This is a genomic window from Pseudomonas syringae KCTC 12500, from assembly GCF_000507185.2.
Taxonomy (GTDB): domain Bacteria; phylum Pseudomonadota; class Gammaproteobacteria; order Pseudomonadales; family Pseudomonadaceae; genus Aquipseudomonas; species Aquipseudomonas syringae.
Window position 1 is genome coordinate 2,684,678 of the sequence record NZ_AYTM02000002.1, and the last position, 26,842, is coordinate 2,711,519.

The following is a 26,842-nucleotide window of genomic DNA, read 5'->3' on the forward strand; positions in this document are numbered from 1 at the left end:
GTATAGATAGCCAAGTCAGGGAAGCGGTTTCAGGCTGTCTACTACCTTATCCCAAAAGGCCAAAGCTTCTTCGTCGGATTTAAAGTCGCTTCCAACTTCATGTGTGCCCAGTCTTAGATCTATAAATGGACGAATATTTGATTTTATCTGTCCCTCGTATTCGATCTGAAAAGTGTAAAATCGTTTTCCATCTATTAATGTTGTTACAGCGACTTCCTCTGCTTTAAAATCACCAATCATACGTGTCCTTTTTCTAAGCGTTTTTGTTTTACTCAATAATTCTGCCATGCCTGGAATAAGGCCGCCGCTTTCATTTTCAAAACGTTTTATTAACGTGTCATCATGTTCAACGATTCGTTGGGTCAGTAGACTAACAAACGTTCCTGGGTGCGTTGAGATTTGTGCTCCCATGTAAATACCTTCCAAGGATTGGGTTGTCCCTAGTGTGGTATAACCTGCTTCTAAAGCAAAAGCGCCTTGGGGTGGAGCGTCTTGTGGTCGCCTAAAAAATATGGATTCACTTATTAGCCGGGTTTTATTGATGGCGCCATCTATTCCTTTAGCCGAAATTGACTTTACTAGCATCCGATAAAGTGTGTTCTTTGATGTAAGTAGATAGGCATGAAACGTATAGAGATTATCTAGTTTGGAAAGTATTAACACGCTACCATTGCTAAGGGGTATAGTTTTTTCATATCTGCTTGATGTCCCATAAGCAGTTCCTTTTTTTAGTTCTTCAATTGTTTGATCGACAAACGAGCTCAAATCAGACTTTCCATTTTTGCTAACAAGCTCTACTTTTTCGTTGTAGAGCTTGTAGTCAGCGACAATTTCAGAACCCGTTGGTAGATCTAGTTGGAATCTGCCAAAATAATGGGTGGCCAGCTTGTTGTTCATTTCCTTTCCTTCAATGGGTAGTGCCAAGGATAGTGGAGAGTAAAGTGCAAAAATTGTTAAGGCATAAGTTAGCGCTTTTGTTAAGGTTGGAATGTTTTTCATGGTCTGCCTTAGATGCTTAACTATTTTCTGATAGCCTGACTAAACTATATAGGGTTGCATAAAGTGTTCTGCCCTTTTCGTCGGTATAAGCATTTTGATGCTTGTACCCAACGGAGTTATTATATTTACCTTCTTTGCAATAATTGATGAGTTTTCCTGCATTTTCTGCATTTTGTCCATGAGCGAAGGCTCCTTTTACCCCTGGCTTTCCACGTGGTGCAGCGCCAGAGTAAACCGGCACTGTTCCATCCCCAGGGTGGTATTTTTCTCCTACGGTTAACACATATTTTCCATTTAGCTGTAGTTCGGAGTCTAGATTGTCACTGGTCAGACTTGCGGTTTCAGGGTCTAATCCTTCGACGCTTTTGGAGGACCATTCAAGATTGCCCCATGTAAAAAACTTCTCCGATTTTGCCTCTACGCAATAGTGTACATATGTTTTGTCGTAATACTTATTCTCTATATCTTCGTGAAAGTTTTTGACCGAATCTATTATTCCAAAAAAAGTATTTTTAAGTGAGTTCTCTTCGCTACTTTCCATCGAAACATCATCGTCGGTTTTAGTGCCGATTATTTTCGCAGGATCAAGCAGTTTGTCGTTGGTATCTGGGATGAGAGCCCACCACTTATCGGATTTGTAGATCTCCGTATAAGGGCAGGTTTTCGGAAGAGTAAATACTTTTTTCCCAGTAGTACGATCTCTTAAAAAAAGCCAAGGTTGTCCGTTGTTATAGTCTCTTGATGGCAGTAGTTCTAGCAGTCCCTGAGCAAAGGCCATAACTGCTACAGCGTCAGCCGCATCCCTGCTTAATATTTTCTTTTCGCCAAAATCTTCAAAGCCACCCCTTACACGCTTATAGCTCGCGGGGGCGCCAGTTGCAGGCATTGCACCGTGTACAATACCGTACAATTTGCTAAACCCACGGCAAGCAACCATAGCTCTTCCTACAAGTCCTCCCATGGAATGGGTGACAATTATTACTTTTTCTGCTTTGCCGTTGTAGTGAGGTATTACAGTTTTATTAATGTAATTTATTATGTCGGCAGCAGAGTCTTTGTTTGATTGCAACCAATTATAGCCAGCTGGCCAAACTTCGTATTGAATATCTGCTGCTTTCATCAAGCCGCTTGCATCTCCAAGTGCTGATAAGCTTGGATTTTCTTCCCAGTCACCCCAGTCCGCAGGTGCTTGTTGTACACGTTCTTTCCATTCTCCTTGAGGATTGCCAGCTATCATGATGCTGTTCATTTGGCGCTGCATTTCGTTCATAATTGGGTGATATGAGGTTCGCATGATGGAGCCCCACTTTCGAGTACGTAACTCTTCCTTGGAAAGTCCGCTCTCACCGCCATCAATTTCTCCGTCTTCATAGATGCCTACAGCGCCAGGCCTAGGATCAAGCTCAAGTTGACGTCGTTTGGGTGACTTGAACCAGCTTCCGAGAAGGAGTCCTACCGTTTTTAATACTGGAAATACTCCATCCATGTTTGGCGCCGCCCAAGCCCGTTCTCTGGTTTTCATATTCATCAGGTTAGTACCCATCACCCCTGGTATGAAAATAATTGGCACAACTTTCCCGCTTTTACACGGAACAGACTTTTCCACTGGGTCGTTTGACCGTGACATGGTCGTAGTGGCCATTAGCTCGCCGTCTGCATCATGTTCCTGAGCCAGATGGAGCGTATTGTCAGTTGAGGGTGAGCTTTTATTTCCCATGGTTGGCCTCCATGCATTGGTTTGTCTGGGCGACGAAGAAAGAGGAATCAGGCATTACGCTTCTCCCAGCACTTTGATTTTTACAAATTCTGCAATCTGACTTTGCTGGAGCGGTATCTTCCCTGCGGCATCAGAAACGTACTGCATGACACTCCCATCCGCGCGGGTCACTTCGACCTTCATACCTGCAGCGGGCTCTCCAGTGCTCTGCTTGCGCACCACATAAGGATCCGCGAAGTCGGTCTTGGGCATCTCGTTATAGCTGTGCGACAGACTGGTCGGCCCGCTAAACGTCTTCTTCGCTCCCTTGACATCAATAGTCCCCGGCGCATGAATCTCGATGTTGCCGTCCTTGATGCGGATATAGCCGCCACCGCTGGTGAGCAGGATGCCTTCCTGTGCGGCGATTTCTATTCCGGCAGCGGTCGAGGTGATCTTCATTCCCTGCTGCGCGGTCAATTCCATCGCATCACTCTGCGCCTGTAGCTCGATCTTGCCCTTGGCTGCAAACAGCTTCGCCCCGGCATTCTGGGCAAAGAGGCTGATGCTTTGCGCGACGCTGGCCAGCAGGGATTTGCCGCTGGCGATGCTGACGTCTTCGCCGGTGCTCAGGGTCAGGTGTTTGCCGCTGTGCAGGTGGGTGCTTTTCGGCGTGGCGGTGGCGATGTCGGCAGGGGAGGAGGCGATCAGCAGCGGTTGCTGGTAACCCGGTGTCTTGCCGCGTCCACCGCTGCGGATCGCCCAGGCGGTGTCGCCGCCGTTGCGTTGTTGTTCACCGGGGCCTTGGCTCGGGCTGCCGTCGTCGCTGCCGTAAGTCACGTCGGCATCGCTGTTGAGCTGTGTCAGGCTGTCCAGGCCTTCCTGCATGGGCAGGGCATTGTGCTGTTGCGCGGTGTCGGACAGGGTCTTGACGCGTTGCTCGCTGTTTTTCAGTTGTTGCTGCGCTTCGCTGGCATCGATCTGTGCGCCCTGAGCACCGCTGCGTTTCCAGGTGCTGAGGTAAAGACCTTGCTGGGCGCGCAGGGCACCGTAAGCATCGGTGCGCAGTTCAAACCCGGTACCACGTAGGCCGCCGCGGTTGTTGCCGCGCTGGTCGATCAAATAACCGAGGTTGAGTTGGGTGTGGCCATGGCTGCTGTGGATCTGGGTGCGGACCTGGCCGGTCGAGTCGTCCATCACCCACTGGTTGAAACCACCTCCGGCGACTTCCTTGCTCTTGTAACCGGCCATCAACCCGCTGGAGTGCCAGGCGGGTTTGTGGCCGCCGTAGACCTGGCCCATGACCAGAGGTCGGTCGATGTCGTTGTCCAGAAAAGTGATGACCACCTCTTCACCGGCACGGGGCACATGCACACTGCCCCAGTCCGGGCCGCTGCTCGGTTGCATCATGCGCAGCCAGCAGGAACCCAGTTCGCCCTCTTGGGAAAGTCGGTCCCAGTGGAAGCGTACGCATATCCGGTTCAGAGTGTCGGTAAACACCTCATGACCGTTGGGTGTGACCACCACGGCGGTCTGCGGGCCAGGATTATTCGGCTTGAAATGCTCGGCCGGGCTGCGGAACGGCACGCTGTGCAACTGGCCTTCGAAGCGATTGAGGAAGAAGCCGTGGCTGCCGACGCCCAAGGTGTCCGCTAGCTTGTTCACGACGCCAAGCCCTGAAGGCTCAGGGCGCACTGATCTGAACAGCGCCGCCATGCTCCCCGGCACTTCGCGGCGTTCCTTGGCCAGCGGCAGGTTGCTCTCGGCGAAGATCTCGACTTCGATCAGCAGGAACTGACGCTCTTCGGCTGCCTTGCGTTCGTACAGCGGATGCTGGGTCAGCTCAAACCAGCGTCCGGCTTCCATTTGCCGCACGCCGCTTTGACCTTGCACGCGACGCGCTTGGGATTCGCGCTGTTCAATCTGTACGCGGCTCAGCCACTCGCCGCGGTCCTGCTTCTGCCAGCCGTACTGGCCCTGATACTCGTAACGCTCCAGCGCCTGTGGCGCCGAAGCCGCCTGCAAAGCAGGCATCACGGTTTCCCGTGGCTGGCCGTGGGCCAGGTAATCGACACTGCGCCAATGCAGCTTGCCGCTGAGCAACTGCGAGCCACTGCTCCACTGGGTAATGCCGTCCTGTTTCTCGGTGGCGTTCTGAGTGTGAAAGCGAATGCTCTGGGGTGCCAACGCGGGCAGGGTGTCGACGGTGTCAGTGAAGACGATGCAATGCTTGTCCGCCGTGTGTTCGACGTACCAGAAAAGACCTTCCTGTTCGCACCAGCGCTGCACGAAGTTGGCATCACTTTCATTGAACTGGGTGACGTAGGAGAGCGGGGCGTATTCGCGACGCAGGTCCAGGCGATAATTGCCCTTGGCCTGTTCGTACAGTGAGAAAACGGCTTCAAGAATCGCCGGCAGATTCTTGTCCTGCCAGATACGGCAGTCGAGGCGGTACTCGAGCAGGCTGAACCAGGGCGCGAAGACCAGTTGCCAGTCATGCAGGCCGCCGTCATTGCCCAGATAGCGCACGCTCTCGACCAGGCCATGACGCTGCGCGGGAGAACCGTCATCGCAGAGGATTGCCAGGCTGACGGGTTGGCCGATGAGTTTTTCAGGATCGTATTCGGTGTCCTGCACCACCACGTCGAGAGTGTAGCGGGGCACGCGGCCGATGCGCTCGACCCCATGCATGCGCAGCGCCTGGAGCTGATGCTCGCCCAGTGGCGTGGTGAGTTGCAGTAAACGTCCGCTCTGGCTGAGGGCGGTACCGAATGTCAGATCCATGGTGTAACTCCTTTACCGCTTGAATCGGTTTGCGACGTATCTTTGGTTTAACCCGCTTCTACGGGAGGTTTGGCATCTTTATAGTTTTCATCGATCGTTATGCCCATTTTTTTCAGTTGCGCCTCTGTCTTCTGCCGCTCTTTACCCATTCGGGTTAATTCGGCAGGCAGAAGTTCTCTCCAGCGTGCGTGATCTTCGGCTCTCACGAATTCAGCGTAGAACTGACTTTCTGATTTGAACGTCCATGTAAACAAGTAAGATCCACGGTTCTGCGGGTCGTCTTTGCTGTTCTCGCGCTGTACCATCAGATCAAGATACTCGTGACCGCTGTAGAACATCCACGTATTGATCATAGGCAATGAGACCCATACCTGCTTCGTAAGCTTGAGATTCGGGTCCATCCAGGGGCCTGTACCAACATTTTTACCTAGCACTTCATTTAAATTGGTAAATTTGCCTGCTTCTGTACCGGGTATTCTCGCTTCATTAGGGAAAATGTAACGCTGCCATCCCGCAGCGTTTAGATTCTGTACTTGTTGATAAAAGTACGCCATTGCGTCTTCGTGTTTCGCATTGGTTGACACTCCTGCTACATACACGTCTATATCTGTAATAAGCCCCAGGGGATTGGTGACGATAGTGGTTGAACTAACGTTCTCAATCGCTAATATGCTGGATACTGAGCGTATCTTGATAGTGATCAGTTCAGAGGATTTGGATGGCACCATAAATTGGTAGAGGCACATCGTATCATCGCAGTCTTTTCGCAGCTTTACAGATGTTGAAGCCAGGACAGTATCAATTGACACTCCAAGAGAAAGTTCGACCTCACGATTTTTTGTATTCATATCCGAAGCCTCACAACCGGTCAGCAGTATGAAAACCGCTATCATATATTTAAGTGTTGCGTTCATTCCACGTCCCTATCGTCATAATTGCCTTTTCCATCTCAACATTTTTTCTCTGCATTCTCCGATGATACGTAGAGGCAATTGTTGTAATAAAGATCATTCTGTCCTCGGCGTCGTACAGCTTGCCATCGGTCATGATGACATCCTGCTCTGGGTCGCCTGTCTCGCATTCAACATTCAGGGACGCCAGTCGGCGCGGAACACCCATCTGCCCCTCGACCAGCGCTTGCATAGACAACAGTGCCCTGAAGCCTTTATCCTCGTATATCAACGGTTGCAGTATCATCAGTTGTTCATGTTTGGCAATTGCCAAGAGGGACTGAAATTTATATTTTTCACGCAGTGTGCCTGCCGGCTCCTTCTCAATGGCCGATATCAACTTGAAGCCGCTTTCCAGATAATCAGTCACCTTCAGGTTGTTTATCCTTGGCAGCGCATCATCAATCCATGGCAGTTGCGCAAAGCTTTGCTTGAATCGTGGGTCATACGTACTGAAGTCCCGAGTTTTTATGCACTCATCGAACTGCTGTGGGTAATTAATATAAAACCAGTGCCAGACGAAGATGTCCTGGAATAGCCAAAAGTTTCCCTTGCCCAAAAATATCTTGGTAATCTCCAAGGGCGGTACGGCGGGCGGCAAATAGCGCATCTTTGTGTTGCCGGAGTAATCCAGTGCACACATGACCTGTTTGCTTGCAAACGCCGCTAGCCCTGTCCAGTAAAACCGTCCTTTTTGTTCGGGCTGGCCGTTGTGCTCTTGCTCCAGGTAAACACGTGCGTAATTGCCTGCGATCCGCGCAGCCCGCGTACTGAAGTCCTTGAGCAGTTCATACCTGGCCGGTTGCTTGTATTCGGCGCGGGTTTTCACACACAAGCGCCTGACAGCCACTTGCTGGCCAAGTGTCCACATTTCGACACAACCCGGATTCAGATCATTGATCGAGCAGGATTTTGGATTGAAATCGAAATTCTCCTTCATGAGTCTTTGCTCTGTCCGTCGTGTTCAAGCCCGCGGTGTTCGGCTACCTCATCGCCAGCTTGCGCTATCGTCTTGCCGGTACTCAGCAACCAGGCTTGAGTCTGAGTGGAGGCGTGTCTGTCAAATATCAGCACCGATCCCTGCCTTGCCTTGCCTGCGTGAAAAGCAAGTGCCAGCGACGTCAGTTGAGTCGCGCTCCTTCCTCGCTCGCCTGCCAGTAATGCCTGCCCGGCGACATGCTCCGCTACCACCAGGTTCGGCAGTTGGGTACTTGCGTAATGAGAGAGCTGCTCAAGACGTCTGTCATGAAGATGACCGTCGATGACGAGTCCCTGGATGTCGTTCGGTTGAATACCCCTCTGCTCGCAAAGGGCCTCTGCCAGCTGTTGCAGATCGACGCTGCTTTGCCTTGGCTGCGATGCACGCGGAGAGTGTTCGCGGGTCATGGCTGGATAGAGTTGCCAGGTATTTTCCTCGTCGGGGTTGGCATGGTCTACGCGCTGCAAGTGCACGATCGAGATGCTTTCACCGACCATGGCGCCGTTGGACAGAGCGCCAGCCCGGTCTTTTGTCGCCCAGGTGTCTATGCTGACGCACAGCAGGCTAGACGCTTCGGTATCGTTTTGAAGCGCCCAAGGCAACCATTCATCAAAGTTCAGCGAAGGGGTGTCGAAACCCTCGCCGGGCAGGTAATCAAACGGCCAGATCGGCAACGCATGGTTCTCCCATGCTGATGGGGCGATGCCCGACGGCGCAAACAATACTACCTTCGTGTTTTCCCAATCGACGCTGGCTGCGAAATCAGCCCATTGTGCGAGCATGGCCTCAAGCAGTTGAAGCGTACGTGGCAACGTATCGATTTCCGGTTTGTGCTGGGGCAGACGAATGCGGCGCAGGTTATAACGGTGGCCCGATGGACTGACCAGCCTGGGGTCGTGTTCAAAATCGCCGTTAACGGCTCCAAGCCATGCGCCTGAAGCCGCTTGAGCAGGTTCGAGATTCGGCAGCCACAGCCAGGCGTTGTCTATTTTGACGCGTGTGAGGTCATAGTCTGCCGGCGGACGTGCCGGAGTTGCCTGACGTTGTTCCTGTTCGCGTCGCTCACCAATGACATCCCATAAAGAGCGATGACCTTGGCCGTAGGGCTTCAACATGCTGTCGTCCTTAAAATATGCCACAGTCACTGTTGGTGGCGATCAGACTGGAGCCACACGCAGTCTTGTCGCCATGGCGGGCAACCGGCCGGCCATCTACCAACGTTGACGTGTCACCTGTCGCGATTGCACAGACCCCATGCGGGCACATGACTTTATCGCCGACTCTGGCCACCAGTCGACCGTTGACCAGAGTGGTCGGAGATCCTTCGACAACAACCCCGGCCTTGTCGGTCGGGTCGTTCAGCAAAATGATCGGACGCATGTTGAAACTCCTTTTGGTGGCTATCACAGCCTTTTAGTCGCGCTGTTGCAGGGTGCCCAGAACATCGCGGATTCCATCGACGACGCTACCATCCTTGATCACATCGCTCAGCCAGCTTTCCAGCGGCATATTTCCCCATTTGATTGCGCGCTCTACCAGGTAGGGCACCGGGCTGTGGGGTTCTGTCTGTTTGAAGAATTGTGCGACGCCTTGCAACAAGGCAAACGCTTCGTCACGGGTCAGTGGCACGGTGCGCATAGGGGCGTTGGCTGCAGGAATGTCGTCGCGTGCCGCTGGTCGTTCTTTGAAGGGCTCGTCTGCAACGTCTTCTTTTGACTGGCTTGCCGGTGTCACGAGTTCGACACCGCGCTCCTTGAGCAGTCGCTCAACAAGCTGTCGAGCGTGAGTGAGTACATCGTTGAGGGCAAGAAAACTGGGTATATCGCGTTCGAAGACGCTATCGATGGTTGATTGCAGCTGTTTGCATGCAACCAGGCATTCACTCATTTCCGCGTATTTGCGGTTCAGGTGATCTGTGTCGGTGAGTACTACCGAGCGCTGGAACAATTCAGCGTTGATCTTGCCTTCTTCGAGAGCCTGGTTCATTGCCGACGAGTTCTGTCGAGCCAGGTTTTCAACTTGTCGAGATTCATCATATTTGAACAGGCTGTAGCCCTGTCCCTGGGTAATCGGTAACGTACGGACCACTTCGGCCAAGGTTGTATTCAACCACCCCAAGCGAGCAGAACGCTCTTCGGTGCCGTCTTCCAGAGAAGGGAACAGGGTGTCCCAGAAATCTTCCAGCATGGCTTGAGCCACTGCCAGCGCGAAACGGATACCGCGGAAATGATATTTGTGCGCCAGACCTTCACCTAGCCATGCGACCAGCATCAAGTCTTTGCTTTGTTCTGCAATCCCGGCGCTGGCCAGTTGCACAACCTGTTCCCAGTCGGCCTGTTTCAGATCGGTTTGCCAGTCGCCCTGAGTCAGATAGTCGACATCGGCGCGGCGTGCCTCCTTGATCTGATCGAACAGGCTGGAAAAACTCAGGTCTTCGCCCGCGCCACCCTGAATGGGAGTACGCAATGTGGCCAGCGAAAGGTCTTCGAGGATGTCAGACATGGACGGCTCTGCATTCAAAGGTGAAAAGAGAAGGCCACCGCGCCCTTGCAGGCGCGGGACCCTCGATTGAGCGGCCGAACAACTTCAGTCGCCCGAGGCCCTACTCAGGAGTAGACCTTGTTCAGCGAGCGGTCCCAGCCGCCTGCAACTTTACCGCCGCCTGCACCATCGGAACGCTTCTGCTGGGTGTAGGCGATCTTGATGCGGGAGAAGTTGAACTTGATCTCTTCCAATGGCAGATCGCTCTCCGCCTTGGTTTCGCCAGCCACAGGCATGTTGCCCAGGAAGGTGACAGAAGAGATGACCACTTCTTCCAGCGTGATGGTCATGTAGGTCAGCTTGTCGCCGCCGGCACGGTTGAGGTTGAGGACAACTTCCTTGATGTGCTGGCCTTTGCAGCATGACTCGAAGGCTTTGGGAGAAGCCTTGTCGACATACTTGATAACCGTGAAGTCGCTCAGGTTAACGCGTTCGGAAGAAGCGCCTCCAGACGAACTGGCAGTCGCCGAAGTCGCCTGTGTAGCGCCGTGCGTGTAGCTCAGGATTTCGATCCAGTCCTTGAACTTGTCGTCCAGACTTTCACCCGGGATGCCGTCAATTTTGAGGAATGCGTCAAATGCCATTTTTCATTTCTCCTTAAAAGGGCTTTCATTGATCCACAAGTTGGATCGCCCTGTGTTTGACCCTGCCACGTAATGGCTGGGCCGTTCTAAAGCCATGCATGCCGAAGCAGGCACACACATGGCGATCGTTTTACCTCGGGGGCGGCTCAGTTAAGCGCACGCACCTCGATTTCGACTCGTCTGTTGGGCTCGAGGCAGTGGATGAGCTCGGCGCGCGGCATCTGCATGTCGCAATGCACCAGTGGTTTATTGCTGCCTTCACCGACCGCGTCGACCAGTTCGCTCGGCAAGCCTTTACCTACCAGGTAGGTTTTGATGGTTTGCGCACGCTGTCTGGATACCTGCAGATTGCTCTGCGCATCGCCAATCTGGTCTGCGTGGCCAGTGATCACGATCTTGCCCACGTTCGGTGTGTTCAGCAGTTTCCCGGCGATGGCGCTCAACTGGCGTTGCCCGGCAAGCTCAAGGCTTTGAAAGTCCGCGCGGCCAAACGCAAATAGGGTGTCGGACTCCAGCGTGATGGTTTCGATAGCGCGCAACGACTGTGAGAGCAGGCTATTTATGTAATTGCGCGAGCTGGAGATCAAGAATGCATTGTTGAGAATGCGTGGTACGTCAAGTTCACGGATCTGATCGCTATAGAATGCTATCTGACGCCCGGCAAACTGATAGTCATCGACCTCGCCAGCAGCTTGAGCTGACACGTTTGTATCGCGTTGAACCTGCTTGTAGATCGCCGGATACCAATAATCAGGAATGCGAGCCTTTAATACCGCAGGATCGGCTTGCTCACGTTGCGCCTTGGACAGCATCAAGTAGGTGTCCAGCGTGGTCTTGCCAAAGGTCGCAACTGACTGCGCGCGGTTATCCACAGGGAGCGCGCGCGGCTCGACGCTGTCGATTCCTGTCACGGTTGTAAGCGTCGGCGCGTTGCGCTGGTATATCTTGATACTGCTCAACAGGTACAACGAGCGGGTCAGGTTATCGGCAGTCGGTTTGAGCATTACGCTTTCAAGACGTGCGAAATAGCGCTGACGTACATAGGGCTCCACGTCATAACCCTTGTACAACCCCAGACGCATGCTCAGCGGTACGCCGCCACCGTGGTGACGAGTATAAAGATCTGCTGAAGTCTGTCGCAGTTGATCCAGAGTCTGCCATTGGGTGTATTGGCCGCTGGTGTGTTCGTCTTTTTGCTGTGCTGCGACCAGCCCGCCGGAAATTGCCTGGATGGCTGCTTTGTTATTGCTGTACGAAACGCCCCAGCCTACACAAAGCAGCAAGCCTGCCAATGCGGCTGTGCCGATCCATATACCTTTGCGCCGGGTTTCGCTGCGATTGCTGGTGTACAGCGCCACAAGATGTTGATCAGGGATAATGACCTTCTGAAAAAGGCTATTGATAAACATCGGCTGCGTCTGCCCGGTAACCGGCAGTTCGGCTGACGAGTCAGCCAGCGCAAAGCGCTCGGTGACATGCTGTGCATACAATCCCTGCGTAGCTTTATCAGCGTCGAGTGCACTGGTGAAATAGAAGCCGCGGAGCAGCTCGGCACTCTGATACGGGTTCGCTCTGAGCAAGTCGGTAACAAAAGTCTCAAGCAATGGTTTGAGCGCTGTCAGTTCCAGAGGGAAGCGATACGCCGCCGGGTCCTGTCTGGTCAGCTGAATGTCCTGTTGCACCAATTGCTGATCGGCAATTTGCTGCCAATGGTCTACCAATTCGCCCATTGCCGCGGTGAAGCGCTTACCCCAATCGGACTGCCTGAAACCTTCGTGCGCAAATGTCTTGCCCATTACTTCGCCACGAGTCTGGTTATCGAGCTGGCGATAGAAGTGAGTGAAGCCTGGTATCAGGTCGCATTTGGTGAACACCAGATAGATAGGCAGGCGCAGCTCAAGCAGATCGTGCGCTTCCTGAATGCGTTCGCGCAGGCGCTTGGCAAGACGTTCGAGGCTGTCGGGCGTTGACTTCAGAACATCCTCTACACTCACTGCGACGATCAGGCCGTTCAGCGGGCGCCGTTGCCTGTGTTGTCGAAGCAGACTTAAAAACGCACGCCATTTGCCAGCCTCTTCCTGGTTATCCATATAGCGGCCGGCAGTGTCCAGTAACACTGCTTCAGAACTGAAAAACCAGTCACAGTTGCGAGTGCCGCCTAGTCCTGCGACGCGTGCGCCTTCGCGCTCCGCATAGGGAAAATTCAATCCGGACTGATACAGCATGGTGCTTTTGCCGGACGCGGGCTGGCCGATTACCAGGTACCAGGGCAGGGCATAGAGTGCGTCCTTACTGGATGCGTTCTTCCCTGAATTGCCCTGCAGGCGCTCGATGCTTTGCAGCAGGCGCTCGCGTAGCAGGCTGACTTCCTCGCGATCCTGCGGGCTGGAATTCAACACGGCCTGATCGGCGTCATCACGTAGAAGCGCTTCAAGGTCGTGGCGCGGTGCGTGGCTTCGTCCCATGAAAAGGACATAACCAGCCGATAGCAACAGAAACACTCCTATCCCGGCCAGCAGGCTGTGAAGGGAGGAAAACCCCATCGCTACACCGAGCGACCACACCAGGAAGATGGCCAGGAAGAACGCAATCCCCAGAACATATGGCTGGTACTTGAGAAAGTAATATTTGAGCCTGTTCATCAATACTGTTCATCCCGAGCGTCTGTAAAGCGCTCAATAAAGTCGTTCAATGCAAGGTGATCGGCAGGCAACACAAGCGAGGCGGCAGACGCGGGCTCCGGTAAAGGATCCAGCAGGTTGTAGCGGTCCTCGGGTGCAGCGATACCGGTCAACATCCGATACATTTCACTGTTTCCACGCGACGGAAAGCACAGCAGTCCCGGTCGCATAAAGCTGTCTACCAGCACGCTGACATCCGGCATGCCCGTTTTGCCGCGCAGACGTGACAGCAATGTGCACCATAAGTCAGCCATGGGGCGCTTCAGGCCGCTTTCTGCTGGCAGAGGCAGGCTTATTGCGGGCGGCTCATTGTTCCTCATGGCCTTGCGCAATTTGTAAAGGCTGGCCAGCCCCGACTGGGTACCGAACTCCGGATAGCTGTGTCGCAGTGGCCGCGACACATCACGCAGGTTAAAGTCCATAAGAAACTTGTCATGCACACGTCGATAGAGATCCAGATCCTTGGAGGTCCACAAACGCATGGTTCTGAGTCGAGCAAAAATCTGTTCTATGTCCGTTCCCTGCGCGGCCTGCATGAGAAGCGGTTTTATCTGCCCGGCGAACAACTCGCACAACGTGTGCGGATTGATGAACGGGTCGCTGGGATCCACCTTTATGCTTTGAAATACCATAAATGGATAACGTCTGCCGCTGGCGTCCCGCGAGCTTATGAATCCACCCAGCAGCCACTGTCCATTGCGACTGCGGTATGAGAAAAAACACACGGGCAACTCATCAAACAATTCCCGCCAATCCTCACGCGTCTGCATGCGTCCCAGACTGTTTTGTAGCCACAGATCGAACTCACATACCTCAGGCATGGCTCCGTTCAAACTGACGAAGTCGGCACTCGCGGGCACTTTGCCAAAACATCCGATCATCAGCCTGTGCCCCCTCTGTGATGGCTTGCCATAATCAGTTTTTCTGCCCAGGGTCGTTAAGCACGCTCAATGATTTGACCTGTGCCAGGTCAGTCATTTTGACGCCGCCATAGTTACGAACGACCAGGCTTACCGGCCCGGCGGCCGACTGCCAGCTGAAACGTTGCTGAACCGTGTCCAGATCGGTGACGCGAGCACTGTCGTTCATCTTCAGCAAGCCCCAACGGCCCGGGTAGTCGAAAACAGTGATGCGTTGGCCTTCCAGAGTCACTACATCCAGACGTGCCCCCGGTGCGTTGGAGGTACCCGGCCAGGAGAACCGGTTCCAACTGGTACGACCGTTTCGATAATGCTGTTCCTGTCCGTCGAGCGTGAAAATGATGTCCGTGTAACGAGCCGATGGCTCCAGCATGATTTCGAAGCCGTTTTCACGATCAGACAAACTGGCGATGACCTGTCCTACCGAGCTGGCCTTGTCGATGCTGTCAATCATGCGTGTATTGACCAGAGGCGCAGCGTTGCCGCCTGTACCCATGCCCAATCCTTCGCCGCCGGCGAGGTTGCCGATTTCGTTGCGTTTGAACGCGGGCAGCAAACCTGTTTCAGGATCGACGAAACGCTGCAAATCCTTGACTGATGCCTCGTTTTCACTGCCAGCCACAATGGGGTACCGGTAAGCCATGACCTGTTTCCAGGGGCGGGCGACATCCTGCGACCATGCTTTTGCGATCTGTTGGCCAGCCGGGTCGCGAAGTGTTTCCCAGGCAAACTGCAGTGGCGAGTTGAACAGGCGTTGCAAGGAGTTCGACAGGCCTCCTTCGCTGGTATCGACGCTGGTCTCGATGTAGTTGCGTACCTGTGTAACTTCGGACGGCTGTCCTTCCAGTGTTTCGCTGATCAATAGCTTGCTGTTCTTGCCGACATCCTGCGATCGCTGAATATTGGTCAAACGCACTTTGAGCTTGCGTAACGCTGCCAGATATCGATCCATCACCGTGCTGTCCGCGCCCTCTGCATTTTGCGTTGCGAACAGGCGTGCGACGGGTTCGAAGCGTTTTGCCAGACTCCCATCGTCGACACGTGGCAATGTCACTACCAGGCTTTCGGCTTGCTCGCTTTGGGTACTGAAGGTGCCTTTGATGCCGCTCCAGAACCCGTCGTCCGCTTTATTCGGAGACGCCGCAGAGTTGACTTTGGGCAAGTCCCACGACGTGTTCTGGTTCACGGCGTGCAATAGACTCTTGACGGGAGAGTTCTGCACGTCGCTAAGCACTGATAAACGCTCGGTAGCATTGGCCATGTCGGTGAAATGACGCACACCTACGCCTCTGAGCATCCTGAACCAGGCATCTGCGTAGTCGGCTTTGTAGCGAGCCATCAGCTCACGCACGAAGTTGGCTTTCTGAACCATGCCATTGCTGCCCTCGCTATCGAGTACCCAGTCACTGTCGTTGCGCAGGTTGCCTGACAGCAACTTGATCAGTTCGGGCTGCAGAAACTCTTCCCAACCTTGTCGGGTGTAAATGGCAGGTACTGCTTCCGCCGAAAATAACTGATCACGTCCGGCTGCGGGCACCATGTCCGATAGCGTAAGCGACGGGAACTGACGGCTCGACTCCAGCTGAAGGCGCAGATACTCACGATCAACCAGAGAACTGGCGATCATGAAGGAACGCAGGCTCTGCCGTGTGTCGTTGACCAGTTGCTCATTACGTCGCAGCGCTGGCGCGGTACCTTGTTGCAGGTAGCGCACGTACATCGCGGTATTGGCTTCAATCAGTGCTGGACTGATCTCTTGGCCCTCGGCCTGCGCCGCCAGTGCCCAGGCTTGAGGAAGTTCATCAGCAACGAATTCGGCATCGCGGTGTTCATCCGGACGCGACAGAATCAAGTACAGCTTAAGTGCGCTGTAAGCCTTGATCACTGAAGACACTTGTTGCTCTGTCAGCCGGCTGAGGCTGTCTTCCGACAGTGACAACCCGGCAGTCAGTGCGGTGTCTTCGGCAAGATCCGTAGTTGATTCGGACTTGGCGTTATCGCGAAGAGCATCCAGCGTTCTGCGACGCCCGGCTTCACCTGCCTCGTTGACGCCCGAGCGTAGCTGTCCGGTCAGATCTGCGCTGTTACGCGGAAGGCTGACAGTCGCTTTCAACGCGCTGATGCTCGGTGTTTTTGCCGGTTTTTTTAACGGGGACTTGGCCGAGCGACGTTTATCGGTAGGCGCCAGTGGGCTCCGATCCACCGTCTGAGCAAACTGGTTAAGCTCGCGCAGCTGCACCTGCAAGTACTTGCCGATGGGCTCCAGCGCTTGGGTACGTAGCTGCTGCAGGTACGCCTCACGCAGCGGGATCAGCAGATCATCGCCGCTGTACAGGCCTGCGCCCAACGCGAAGGGTACGCCGTGATTGCCGTATCCTTCGAACTCGCTAAGGTAAACACGCAATGTTTCCATCGCCTGTCCCGAGCGCAGCCGATCTGACCGATCGGGTGCAGTCTCAAGCTGTGTCAGTTCGCTTGCGATGCCCGCCAGCATTTCACGGTTTTTGTTATAAGAAACCGCCTCCCACGCGATCAAGCCTATACCTGCCAAAGCCGCTATCGCGATCAATGCAGGGGTCAAGGATCGTGTGCGGCCCAGGCGTGAGTAGTAAAGGCTCAGATTGCGATCCGGGAACACTACCTGACGAAATGTCTCAGTAATGAAGTAGCTCTTGTCGCCTATCTTTCTACGTATATCGCTGTGTATCGGATGCTCTTTGGGTTCAAGCGCGTAGTAATCTCCAAGAGCATCCTCATAGACAGGTGGCAACTGCTCATCTGTCTGCAGGGCGCTGGTGAAATAGACGCCTCGCACAATAGGAGGCGTATGCCCTTGCGCTGAGCGTTCAAACTGGTCAAGAAAACCAGAGATAACGGTCGACAGTTCGGCAAAGTAATTGGGAAATTGCAGCAGCTCGGCGCTGGCGGTTTTGCCCCCGATAATCAGCTGAGTATCCACGTGGTGTCGCACGCTCTCCAGCAAATGGGCAAACTTGGTTTCCATGACGGCGCGCAGGCCTTTGGCGCGCACATCCGACAAGGCGAACGTCATGCCCAGAGGCTGCTGGCGTTGTGCAGTGTCCATACCGTCGAAGGCTTGGTTGAAGCCTGGCAGCAGATCTGTCTTGCTGAGCATCAGATAAAGCGGAGGGTTAATACCCAGGCACTCGCTGTATTCATCAATACGAGAAACCAGACGGGCAGCCAGGGCTTCGCGTTCGGCCAAGGTAGCAGAGACAATCTCTGGCAGGCTCACCACCAGAATCAACCCGTTAACGGCGGGTTTGGCGCGTTGCTTGCGCAGTAGCTTTAGGAACGAGGCGAACTCGCTGGCTGACTGGTCATCGCGCAAGTAGCGGCCCGCAGTATCAATCAAGACTGCGTCAGGACTGAAATACCAGTCGCAGTGCTGAGTCCCGCTGTCCATGCCGCTCGCCTGAGCTCCGGCAATGGTCGCTGACAGACCTGAGCGTGTCAGTAGCGAGGTCTTGCCCGATGCTGACATGCCGACGACCAGATACCATGGCAGATCAGAAAGCGCAGATGCTCCGCCGCCGCCCGCAGAGCGCGATGAGCGCAGCATCGATATAGCGTGTTTGAGGCGCTCGCGCAGTACGTGTTGGTCACGAAACTCGCCCTCTGCCCCTAACGACCGGTCTACCTCCAGTTGCACCAGGCTTTCGATGTTCTGTTCGGCGCGAATTCTGCGGTACTGACGCAGCACAATAAGCAGCAGGCAGAAGGCACTGATCAGCGCCATGGCCACGTAAATGTTTTCCCGCGTGAAATTCCAGCGCGGGAGTGCCAGCCAGCAGGCGAGCAAACCGACTGTCCACAGGAGTGCCAGTGCAAACCAGAAATTTTTCAAACAACGCAATAATGCTTTCATGTCTTCCTGACCGGATCCGTAACTGAATTAAACGCCGAACAGCTGACGGACCTGTTCGGCCAGTGCTGCCACCTCTTTGCCCAGAAGCCAGTCCAGGGTCAGGTAAACGGCACCGCATATCAGTGCGATGAGTACCAGGTAGAGCCACAAGGGGACTTCATAACGGAACATCTGAGACACTTGATCGGGCAGTGCCCAATCTGGGGAAAGCGCTTTGCGCGGGGTTCGGTAACGAGCGATGTCCTGCCCCAGGGTATTGGCGATGTAACGAAGTTGATCTTTCTTCTCGAGGCTGTATTTGCCTTCAAAGCCCAGTGCCAGGCACAGGTGATAAACCTCAAGGACATCAAGGTTGCGTTTCACGTCAGTACGCAATGCTTCGAGTTTCTCGAAGAAACCCTGACCAGCCAAATGCACGCCAAAATACTGAAATTGCAGTGGATTAACTTCAATCTGATTGCGTATTTCACTCTGCCCGGCATTCAAGACGCTTTCATCCAGAAACGCACATAGCGCGTATTGCGCATCCCTGACTTGTTCGACGCTGTAGTTGGCACGACGCGCATCCCGCTCAAGCGCGGGAAAGAATTCGTCGACGCTGGCACGCAGCCTTGAGACGTCGCGCACCTTGCTTCCGCGACGAATCATCAGCGCCATGGTCATGAAGTCCTTGACCATATCCTTGAGTGTCAGTGTTTGCGCTGGGGCAGTAACGCCGCCTTGCATCACGGCATCATTCATTTGAGCACCGCCATCAGTTCAAGCTTGAGATTTTTAAATGCGCTGGGTACATAGAACGCGATGGCGTTAGCTTTCATCATGCGTTCGTAGACCCGGCCATGGGGTTCGATCGAGAAGTATTGGTTGTCCAGACGAACGGGAATGGCATTTGGGGTTCGCACACAGTGACTGAGCGCCGCCCCCGGCATTGCCGTATTAACCACTACCTCAATGTCTTCCGGCGAGCCGACCTTGAAGGCACGTGGTACCAGTTCAAGAACCTGAGCACCTGGCATGTCTGCATGAACCGCAATGTAAAAGTCAGCCTCACTCAAGCGTGGATCGTTCAGACGGCCCACAAAATAGGACGTACGAGTCTGTTCCAGGCTGATCGGAATATATTGGTTGGGCACAACACTGTTGAGCAGTTCGCGAACCAGCCTGTCGAGCTTTATCATCGAAGTGGCGGGATCATGATGATCGTAGGCAGGGATGTCATTGAGCTGTGCGCTCAGGGAAAATGTCAGCAGACTGCCCGCCAGCTCAGCCAGAAAGCGATACAGCTGCTCTGGATGCAGTCTCGGATGCTGAAGCAGGTGAGCAAGACCCGGATACGCGCGATTGACGGTATAAAGCAGCCAGAACAGGCTGACATCGCTAGACCCGAATTCAGCGATCTGGTCAGCTCTTTCCCGGCGGCGGCCAGACAGTGTTTCGCTCTTGCTCTGCAGAAGTGCGAGCAGGCGCTGGGCAATTTTCAGCAACGTTTCATGCGACCCGATGTGCAGGGCAGGATGAATGAACTGAGTGTCCAGGCTAAATCCGTTAATGTTGTTGCGCTGAAGCAGGGTCAGCGGGCAATAGCTGTAGCCATCGAGTGAATCACCATCAATCAGCAGAACCACATTAAGTCGCAGGCTGGTAATTTCGTTTTCCAGCTCGCCTTCATTGATATCAGGCAACATATCAAATGCTTTACGGTAGCGACGTGCGCCTTTGCGCTCTTCTCCTTCGTCCAGGTAATTGGCACTGTACGGTTCAGCCAATTTCAACGCCGCATACACTTTCAGCTCCGAACCGTGCTGCACATCTTTCAAATCGCGCGCAGCAGGCAGAGGGTCGTGCTGCGGTGCGTCAAAGAGCGAGCCGTCCGGGAAAACCATCTGTAGCCGCTTGAGTTGCAGCACTCCGTTGACCAAGGCTTGCTCATCCACTTCCAGAAGCTGCACGCCCCAATGAAATGGTGACGAGCGCAGTGTCGCCTGAGCCAGCTGGTTCTGGTGGAACTCATCCTGATACTGGAAGTGCTGTGGTAGAAGGAACATGCCCTCTGACCACATCACACGGCTCTTTTTACTCATTTAGCACCTTCCAGAGCTGAGTCAAATGTATTGCTCAGCGACTTCTTAATAGAATTGTTGGCAGCGTCTTCTGCAGATTCGGCGGCCTTTGACTGCATGCGCTCCATAAGCCCAGGCTCCGTATGCTCTGGCTGGGCTGGCTGTAATGGCGCGATGATTTGTTCTTCGGGCATCTGCAGCACATCTTGCCCTCGCTCGGCACTGATGCGGTTCACGTCCAAAAGCACGCGGCCGCCCTCGGATGAAAACAGAATCCCGTCCTTGCGAAACGCGTCTGCATTGAATGCCATTTTCCAGCGGCCGCCGCTATCATCACGAAAGAAGGCCGCTACTGCGATGTACCGTGCTTCCTTGGCGAGTGGCCAGGTCTGGACCTGACCCATCCCGGGCAAAACCACGAGTTCGCGGGTATCGAGCACGGTGTTGCCGAGCACTTGTTCTGGGTGGTCCAGCAGCGTGTTTGAGTCCGCGCTGTTGAACTTGTCCAGTGAGGTCAACTGATAAACCCTGGTCACGACGGACAAAGGCATGCCGGAGGTATTGGGGTTCAACTGGTTGCCGCCGTCCACGGTCAGAACGATCTTTTCATCGCTGCTGAACAGCATGTCGCCTGCCCATGTGTCATCGACTCGCTTGCCTACACGGTCAGTGATGCCGCAGGCGGTCAGCCCTAGCAACATAATCAAAACACCCAAATACCTGCCCATTCTGCTGCTCCTGAAACACTTCCTATCGACGCCCGGCAATTCGGGCGACGCTGAATCTCATCCGGATTCCGGTTGTCGTCTACGCCACGGTGTACGAAAAGCCTCCGGCCTCATCAAGGCCGATGCTCATGCTATTGACGGGTTTGTCTTCTGCCATACGTGCCAACACGTGCTCTGCCAATTCAGGCATCAATGTGCCGGACAGGATGTTGTCGATGTTCCGGGCTCCGCTGTCGACTTCCGTGCAGCGTGCGGCAATCGTGGGCACCAGCTCCGGGCTGAACTCTAGAGAGGCCTGATGATTTCGTTCGAAACGCTCACGGATACGCGCTAGCTTCAGACCGACAATGCGCTCGAGCACGGCGTCCTGTACCGGGTAATACGGAACAATACTCAAGCGCCCGAGAAATGCAGGTTTGAACACGTTGTTGAGCTGGTCGCGCAGGTCTTCGACGATCTGGGCGGGGGCGGGTAGCTCGCTGACTCCGAGACACGTCTGCATGATGTGCTCGGTGCCGACATTGGACGTGAGGATAATCACCGTGTTGCGGAAGTTGATCTCGCGTCCTTCGCCGTCATCCAATACGCCTTTGTCGAATACCTGGAAAAACAGTTCGAGCACGTCCGGATGGGCCTTTTCGACTTCATCCAGTAATACGACGCTGTAGGGTTTGCGACGCACAGCTTCAGTCAGTACGCCGCCTTCGCCGTATCCGACGTAGCCCGGCGGTGAGCCCTTGAGACTGGAGACAGTGTGGGCTTCCTGATACTCGGACATATTGATCGTGATGACATTGCGTTCACCGCCGTACAGCGTATCGGCCAATGCCAGTGCGGTTTCCGTTTTGCCAACACCGCTTGGGCCAAGCAATAGAAATACGCCGATTGGCTTATTGGGGTCTTCCATGCGCGCACGGGAAATCTTGATGCGTTTGCCTATTTCGTGCAGAGCATGGTCCTGACCAAGAACGCGTTCGGCCAGCAGTGCAGGTAAGCGCTGGACGGTATCAATCTCGTCGCGCAACATTTTGCCCAGTGGGATGCCTGTCCAGCCGGAGATCACTTCACCAATGGTGGCCCCGTCTACCAGCGCATGCACCAATGGCTGCTCACCCTGAACTTTTGCAAGCTCGGCCCGTAGGTCGGCAAGCTCGGTGCGGTGGTCCTGCCCTGTGGTCTGTTCGCTAAGTTCGTGCAACTGTTTGACCAGTTCCAATTCGCGTTGCCACTGTGTGACCAGTTCCTGTTCGCGTTTCTCGGCGTCGGTCAGTTCTGCACCGAGTTGAGCAAGTCGGCGCTGATGGTCGCTGCCTTTGATCTGTTCCTTTTCCAGCAGAGATATTTCAGTGCGCAGGTTGTCGATCATGCGCCGGCAATCTTCCAGCATGCCGGGCTGTGATGTCTGGCCTAGAGCGACACGCGCGCAGGCGGTATCCAGTACGCTGACGGCCTTGTCCGGCAATTGCCTGCCTGTGATGTAGCGATTGGACAGGCGGACAGCCATGACGAGCGCTTCGTCCATGACCGCTACCCGATGGTGCTCCTGCATTTTTTCCAAGAGGCCACGCAACATGTAGATTGCCTGATCTTCTTCCGGCTCCTCTACTTTTACTACCTGAAAGCGGCGGGCGAGGGCAGCATCCTTCTCGAAGTATTTTTTGTACTCGGCCCACGTAGTGGCGGCAATAGTCCGCAGTTCGCCGCGCGCCAAGGCTGGTTTGAGGAGGTTGGCCGCATCGTTCTGTCCTGCCTGGCCACCTGAGCCAATCAGCGTATGGGCTTCATCGATAAAAAGAATGATTGGATGCACGCTGCGCTTTGTTTCTTCAATCACCGATTTGAGACGGTTCTCGAATTCGCCCTTAATCCCGGCTCCTGCCTGCAGCAGGCCCAGATCGAGTGTATGAATAGCGACATCCTTGAGTGGCGTTGGCACATCGCCCAGAGCAATACGCAATGCCAGGCCCTCAACTACTGCGGTTTTACCGACACCTGCTTCTCCCGTCAAAATCGGATTGTTCTGCCGCCGACGGGTGAGGATATCGACCATCTGGCGCACTTCGAATTCGCGTCCCAGTACCGGATCAATACGTCCTTCCCGCGCGCTGCGGGTAAGGTCCACAGTATATTGATCCAGGGCAGGAGTCTTGCCGTTGCCCTTGGTTGCCGGTCGTTGAGTATCGTTTCCGGCTGGCAAAGAAGCGCTTTGCTGTGACTCGCTGCTGGCTGAAATGAAGTCCTCGAGATTGGCTTTCAAATCGTCAACATTGATCTTTTCCAGTTCAGGAGCTGACGCGGCTATGACCCGACGCAGTTCTTTATCGTCGAGCAAGGCCTGTAGCAAAAAGCCGCTTCGGATAAGGCTTTGGCCATATTCGATCGAAGCCAATACCCAGGCCCGCTCGATCAGTTGGGTTATGTGCGGGGACAGGGCGGGGGTGCGAGTATTTCCGGTCTTGAAGTCACTCATGGCACTCGCCAACTGCGACTGCAAACGCTCCATCACTACATCGTAATGACGCAAGATCGGCAGCAGGTCGTTATCGTCGCCTTCGAGAAGCTGCAGCAATACATGCTCGATATCGACTTCGTAGTGACGTTCCGCGAGGCATAGCGCAGCAGCGCTTTCGGTTGCGTTGCGGCAGGTATCATTGAGCTTGGCAAAGAGTGACTTAAGGTTCACAGGGCGACCCCATCAAAAGGAATACGGAAAACAGCGCAACGTGACGGATTTACTTTCTCGCCAGGCCGTTTTAGCCAGCCAAGCCAGCCCAGCGCTGTGTTGGTGTTACGGCCTAGACGCGCCAGAGGGATCGCCTCTGGCTTGAGCTGCGGAGCAAGTTCAAAGTCAAGGGTGGGACCGAGATAGAAACGCACCACATCAACCAGTTTTCTATAGTCGTCATTACCTGGTTGAAAACGCTTGTATTCAGCGAGGTCCAACGGACCGATGTCGATACGCACGCAGGATTGGTAGTCCCATACGCGATTGCCAGCCACCGCGCTTTCACCGAGCGTTGCATTGGTACGTCCCAGTTGCGAGCACTGCTCCGGTTCAAGTTTCAGCCAGCGTCCGGCAAAGGGGCGTAGTGAAAAGGGTTGACCGAAGTAGAAGCTCAACATCACTTCCAGGTTGTGCGGATTACGAGGCCGCTGGGTGAACAATCCCGAGAAGTAGGTGAATAACTCCTGTCGAACAGGTGAGCCGCTCGCGCCAAATTTTCGCTTCTGGCTTTGCTTGCCAAAACCCACCAGATTGAGCATATAGCGCTCAAAATCCGATGAACCCTTGCGCTCATGTTCGATGTGAAACTTGTATTTCTGCCATGACTGATAGAAGAGAGCGATCATGCGATGAGAGAACACATCCAGAAACGCATGGGCACCATCGTCCCTCTGCTGAATATGCCGGTTCATGAGCATTTCAGTGTAAGGACGGGGCAGTACTCCTGAGGGCCCTATCAACCCCATAAACGTTACCTGCACTTCGGTCAATGCCTGTTCAGCAGCAGTCGAATCCTCGAAGCGCTCGAATTTGAGATCGCTGACTTCGCTCACGGGAAAGTTCAGCGACAGCTGAGTACGAAAACGCAGCGGGTCCTCATGCGGGCGCGCTTCGGGATCAATACGTCCTGCTCTGCTGTAATGCAGACGCAGCAACCTGACCAGTTGGAAAAACTCAAACCGGTAAGGCTCTGCGCGTGCCTGATCGATCAGACCAGAGGTTGATCGCCCGTTCTGGGTGGCCATTGCACAATTCTCTTTTCCCGCTGGCGGGTACGAAGGGTAAGTTGGGTAAAACTGTTGACGGTGCAGTACTGTCCGAAAAAGTGATCAAGGACTTTGCCGAACAGAAATACGCCGCTGCCGATGTATTGGCTTTCGTCTAGTTCCAGGGTGATGCCTACCCCACGCACGAAGTTAGGACGGGGGTGGCCGATACGCACGACAACAGCCTCACTCTTGATCGACAGGATTCCGCTGATTTGCTTTCTAACTGCCAGTCCGCGTCGATAGTTGTAGAGGCTCAGCATTTCCTGAAGCACTTCCTTGCCCTGTGACACCAGCGACATGTGGTTCAGGGACAAGTGAGAAATCAGCCGCCAGATCAAGCCGTCGCCCAAGGGCACGCGCGCTGTCACTGTAGGTTTGCGCAATAGCCGGATACCGTCGACCACACCATCATTTTCAAATATGAAGTCGCTCTGGCTGCCTCCGTAACTGAGCAACTGCGGTAAGTCCCGGTTACTGCAAGTCAGGGATATGCTCAACGAATCACTACCTGCGTCGATCAGATCGAGTTCGCGATCCACGACTCGTATAACCATTTCTGTGCCGCCCTGCTTGCCGTGTCTGGAGGGGCGTCGCCGGCCGATCCAATAGCAGGCGTCTGGCCCCAGGTCACCTCTAGGCTCGAAAAACGGGTTGCACTCGCTGACGGTGTCAGTACCGGCTATTTTTTTGACCCGCTGTACGCGGTCGATGGAGACTACTTCTGCATGTCCCTGCAGCCTGACATCGGGGGTAACGGCGTATTCGTGCCGTGTATGAGTAAGCTTGACCGGCTCGGCCTGTTGTTTGAACAGGTTGATAATCGGGGTGCAGCCGAGTTTGAAATTATTGCGCCCCAGATTTTGTGCAAGCCGCGCAAGCCGATCGCCCATTTCGTAATGGGCAAAATAGAAGTTGATCTCGATATCTTTGAGGTCTCGATCAGCCAGGCTTCTCTTGAGCCCTCCAATATCGACGAACATGAATTTGTCCGGAAACGTAAAGTAGTCGTGCAGCAGCCTGTACCCGAGAAACGAGCGCTCCGAGTAATCCACCAGGCCTTCATCGCGCTCAAAACCAACCGCTTTCAACGCACCTTGTGGCAAACCGATTTCCCGGCGTTTTCCCTGTTCTGTAAAACTCACAGTGGCCTTGGCCAAATTGTTGAATAGCAGCTCGTACAATTGCAGCATCAGCGTGCTTTCGCCGTCGAGGAAAAAGCGCAGGGTCTCAATGTCCAGTTGGCCGAAATGGAGATGGGTAGTGGCGGTCAGGCCAATTTTCAGGCAGGCCACCAGATCCGCACTGTGCCCATTGAAAGCAGAGCGTTCCAGTTCGACAAACGATGCATCGCGCACCGCGATAGGCCACAGGTCAACCGGGTAGCAGGTTCTGAACTTGCAAGCCACGCCCTCTACGGTCTTGGAACTTATCTCCGTATGCCGCTCGATGGTGTAGCAGGCAGTCAGCGTAGAGGTTGTCCCACTACTGAATTCCGCGATGGATAACGCGGGCGTCGGGCGTAGGTAGTGTGGGTAAAGTACTTCAAGAAAGGCTTCGACAATTTCGGGAAACTCGTCATCAAGCTTCTTGTGTATGCGAGCCGCCAGAAACGAGAAGCCCTCAATCAAGCGCTCGGCATGGGGATCCTCGCAGTTGTCACCTTCGATGAGTAACCGCGACGCAATTTTCGGGTACTCACGCGCAAACTCCTGCCCAAGAAAGCGCAGGTGCGAGAGCTCCTTTTCGTAATAAGGTAGCAGATCGTCGAGAATCAATTGAGGTTCTGCACTTTGTATTCCTGGGTATTGACTTGCAACACCGCGTCGAAGGAAACCTGACGCGTCGCATCCTGAAGATGCAGCACTGCGTCAACCCGAAAAGTAAGCATGCGGTGACCAATCTGCTGGTTAAGCAATTGCACTTTTACAGCGCGAAAACGTGGGTCACCGACTGTGATAGCGCGCTCCAGTTGAGCCTGTATAAGGCGTCGGTCTTCAGGGTTGAGCACGCCTTTGCTGGTAAAGTCGGGCATGCCATATTCAAGAATCGTTCCCGCCAACTCCGGATAGTCATCGAGTCTCGATGCAACGAGGCACTGACGTGTATTAACCAGTGTCTCGAGATCTCTGATCAGGCTGGCCTTGTATTCGCCTAACGAGCAGAGGCGTTTGGAAACCGCCTCGCTCGCTTGATGAGGAGCATCATCAAGCAGGCGATCAAGTAGCGTAGGTACTAATTGAGGAGAACGACTCATTCA

General features: G+C 54.2%; 19 protein-coding genes. All 19 read right to left on the reverse strand.

Annotation, left to right across the window (positions count from 1 at the left end):
• Positions 1–15 precede the first annotated feature (15 nt).
• On the reverse strand, positions 16–999 hold the full coding sequence (locus V476_RS12325) for a T6SS immunity protein Tli4 family protein (RefSeq protein WP_235810981.1): 984 nt from the start codon (positions 997–999) through the stop codon (positions 16–18).
• Between the two features lie 16 nt (positions 1,000–1,015).
• The gene (locus V476_RS12330) at positions 1,016–2,716 is read right to left on the reverse strand and encodes an esterase/lipase family protein (RefSeq protein ID WP_024959071.1); all 1,701 of its coding nucleotides are present in this window, start codon (positions 2,714–2,716) and stop codon (positions 1,016–1,018) included.
• Positions 2,717–2,770: 54 nt separating this feature from the next.
• Positions 2,771–5,479, reverse strand: coding sequence for a type VI secretion system Vgr family protein (locus V476_RS12335; protein ID WP_027903015.1), 2,709 nt, complete (start codon positions 5,477–5,479; stop codon positions 2,771–2,773).
• A 47-nt stretch (positions 5,480–5,526) separates the two neighbouring features.
• The gene (locus V476_RS12340) at positions 5,527–6,393 is read right to left on the reverse strand and encodes a hypothetical protein (RefSeq protein WP_024959073.1); all 867 of its coding nucleotides are present in this window, start codon (positions 6,391–6,393) and stop codon (positions 5,527–5,529) included.
• Positions 6,377–7,369: a DUF2515 family protein gene (locus V476_RS12345; protein WP_024959074.1), complete on the reverse strand. Its 993-nt coding sequence runs from the start codon at positions 7,367–7,369 to the stop codon at positions 6,377–6,379. The genes V476_RS12340 and V476_RS12345 overlap by 17 nt, the downstream gene beginning before the upstream one ends.
• Positions 7,366–8,523 (reverse strand): hypothetical protein, encoded by a 1,158-nt coding sequence (locus V476_RS12350; protein WP_027903016.1) that lies wholly within the window; start codon positions 8,521–8,523, stop codon positions 7,366–7,368. The genes V476_RS12345 and V476_RS12350 overlap by 4 nt, the downstream gene beginning before the upstream one ends.
• A 10-nt stretch (positions 8,524–8,533) precedes the next feature.
• Entirely contained in the window at positions 8,534–8,788 is a 255-nt protein-coding gene (locus V476_RS12355; RefSeq protein ID WP_024959075.1) for a PAAR domain-containing protein, read from the reverse strand.
• 33 nt (positions 8,789–8,821) lie between these two features.
• On the reverse strand, positions 8,822–9,910 hold the full coding sequence (tssA, locus tag V476_RS12360; protein WP_024959076.1) for a type VI secretion system protein TssA: 1,089 nt from the start codon (positions 9,908–9,910) through the stop codon (positions 8,822–8,824).
• A gap of 104 nt (positions 9,911–10,014) precedes the next feature.
• Positions 10,015–10,533, reverse strand: a complete 519-nt coding sequence (locus V476_RS12365; RefSeq protein ID WP_005730234.1) for an Hcp family type VI secretion system effector — start codon at positions 10,531–10,533, stop codon at positions 10,015–10,017.
• Between the two features lie 146 nt (positions 10,534–10,679).
• On the reverse strand, positions 10,680–13,175 hold the full coding sequence (gene tssM, locus V476_RS12370) for a type VI secretion system membrane subunit TssM (RefSeq protein ID WP_024959077.1): 2,496 nt from the start codon (positions 13,173–13,175) through the stop codon (positions 10,680–10,682).
• On the reverse strand, positions 13,175–14,095 hold the full coding sequence (tagF, locus tag V476_RS12375; protein ID WP_024959078.1) for a type VI secretion system-associated protein TagF: 921 nt from the start codon (positions 14,093–14,095) through the stop codon (positions 13,175–13,177). Before tagF ends, tssM begins: the two co-directional genes overlap by 1 nt.
• Positions 14,096–14,129: 34 nt before the next feature.
• Positions 14,130–18,023 (reverse strand): type VI secretion protein IcmF/TssM N-terminal domain-containing protein, encoded by a 3,894-nt coding sequence (locus V476_RS12380; RefSeq protein WP_024959079.1) that lies wholly within the window; start codon positions 18,021–18,023, stop codon positions 14,130–14,132.
• Between the two features lie 27 nt (positions 18,024–18,050).
• Positions 18,051–18,764 carry a type IVB secretion system protein IcmH/DotU gene (gene icmH / locus V476_RS12385; protein WP_010406254.1) on the reverse strand — a complete coding sequence of 238 codons (714 nt, stop codon included), beginning with the start codon at positions 18,762–18,764 and terminating at the stop codon, positions 18,051–18,053.
• Positions 18,761–20,104 (reverse strand): type VI secretion system baseplate subunit TssK, encoded by a 1,344-nt coding sequence (gene tssK / locus V476_RS12390; protein WP_003372334.1) that lies wholly within the window; start codon positions 20,102–20,104, stop codon positions 18,761–18,763. The genes icmH and tssK overlap by 4 nt, the downstream gene beginning before the upstream one ends.
• The gene (gene tssJ / locus V476_RS12395; RefSeq protein ID WP_003372332.1) at positions 20,101–20,811 is read right to left on the reverse strand and encodes a type VI secretion system lipoprotein TssJ; all 711 of its coding nucleotides are present in this window, start codon (positions 20,809–20,811) and stop codon (positions 20,101–20,103) included. Before tssJ ends, tssK begins: the two co-directional genes overlap by 4 nt.
• Before the next feature lie 79 nt (positions 20,812–20,890).
• Positions 20,891–23,494 carry a type VI secretion system ATPase TssH gene (tssH, locus tag V476_RS12400; protein ID WP_024959080.1) on the reverse strand — a complete coding sequence of 868 codons (2,604 nt, stop codon included), beginning with the start codon at positions 23,492–23,494 and terminating at the stop codon, positions 20,891–20,893.
• Positions 23,491–24,561, reverse strand: a complete 1,071-nt coding sequence (tssG, locus tag V476_RS12405; RefSeq protein ID WP_024959081.1) for a type VI secretion system baseplate subunit TssG — start codon at positions 24,559–24,561, stop codon at positions 23,491–23,493. The genes tssH and tssG overlap by 4 nt, the downstream gene beginning before the upstream one ends.
• Positions 24,525–26,357: a type VI secretion system baseplate subunit TssF gene (gene tssF / locus V476_RS12410; protein ID WP_024684250.1), complete on the reverse strand. Its 1,833-nt coding sequence runs from the start codon at positions 26,355–26,357 to the stop codon at positions 24,525–24,527. The genes tssG and tssF overlap by 37 nt, the downstream gene beginning before the upstream one ends.
• Positions 26,357–26,839: a type VI secretion system baseplate subunit TssE gene (gene tssE / locus V476_RS12415; RefSeq protein WP_010406269.1), complete on the reverse strand. Its 483-nt coding sequence runs from the start codon at positions 26,837–26,839 to the stop codon at positions 26,357–26,359. The genes tssF and tssE overlap by 1 nt, the downstream gene beginning before the upstream one ends.
• Positions 26,840–26,842 lie beyond the last annotated feature (3 nt).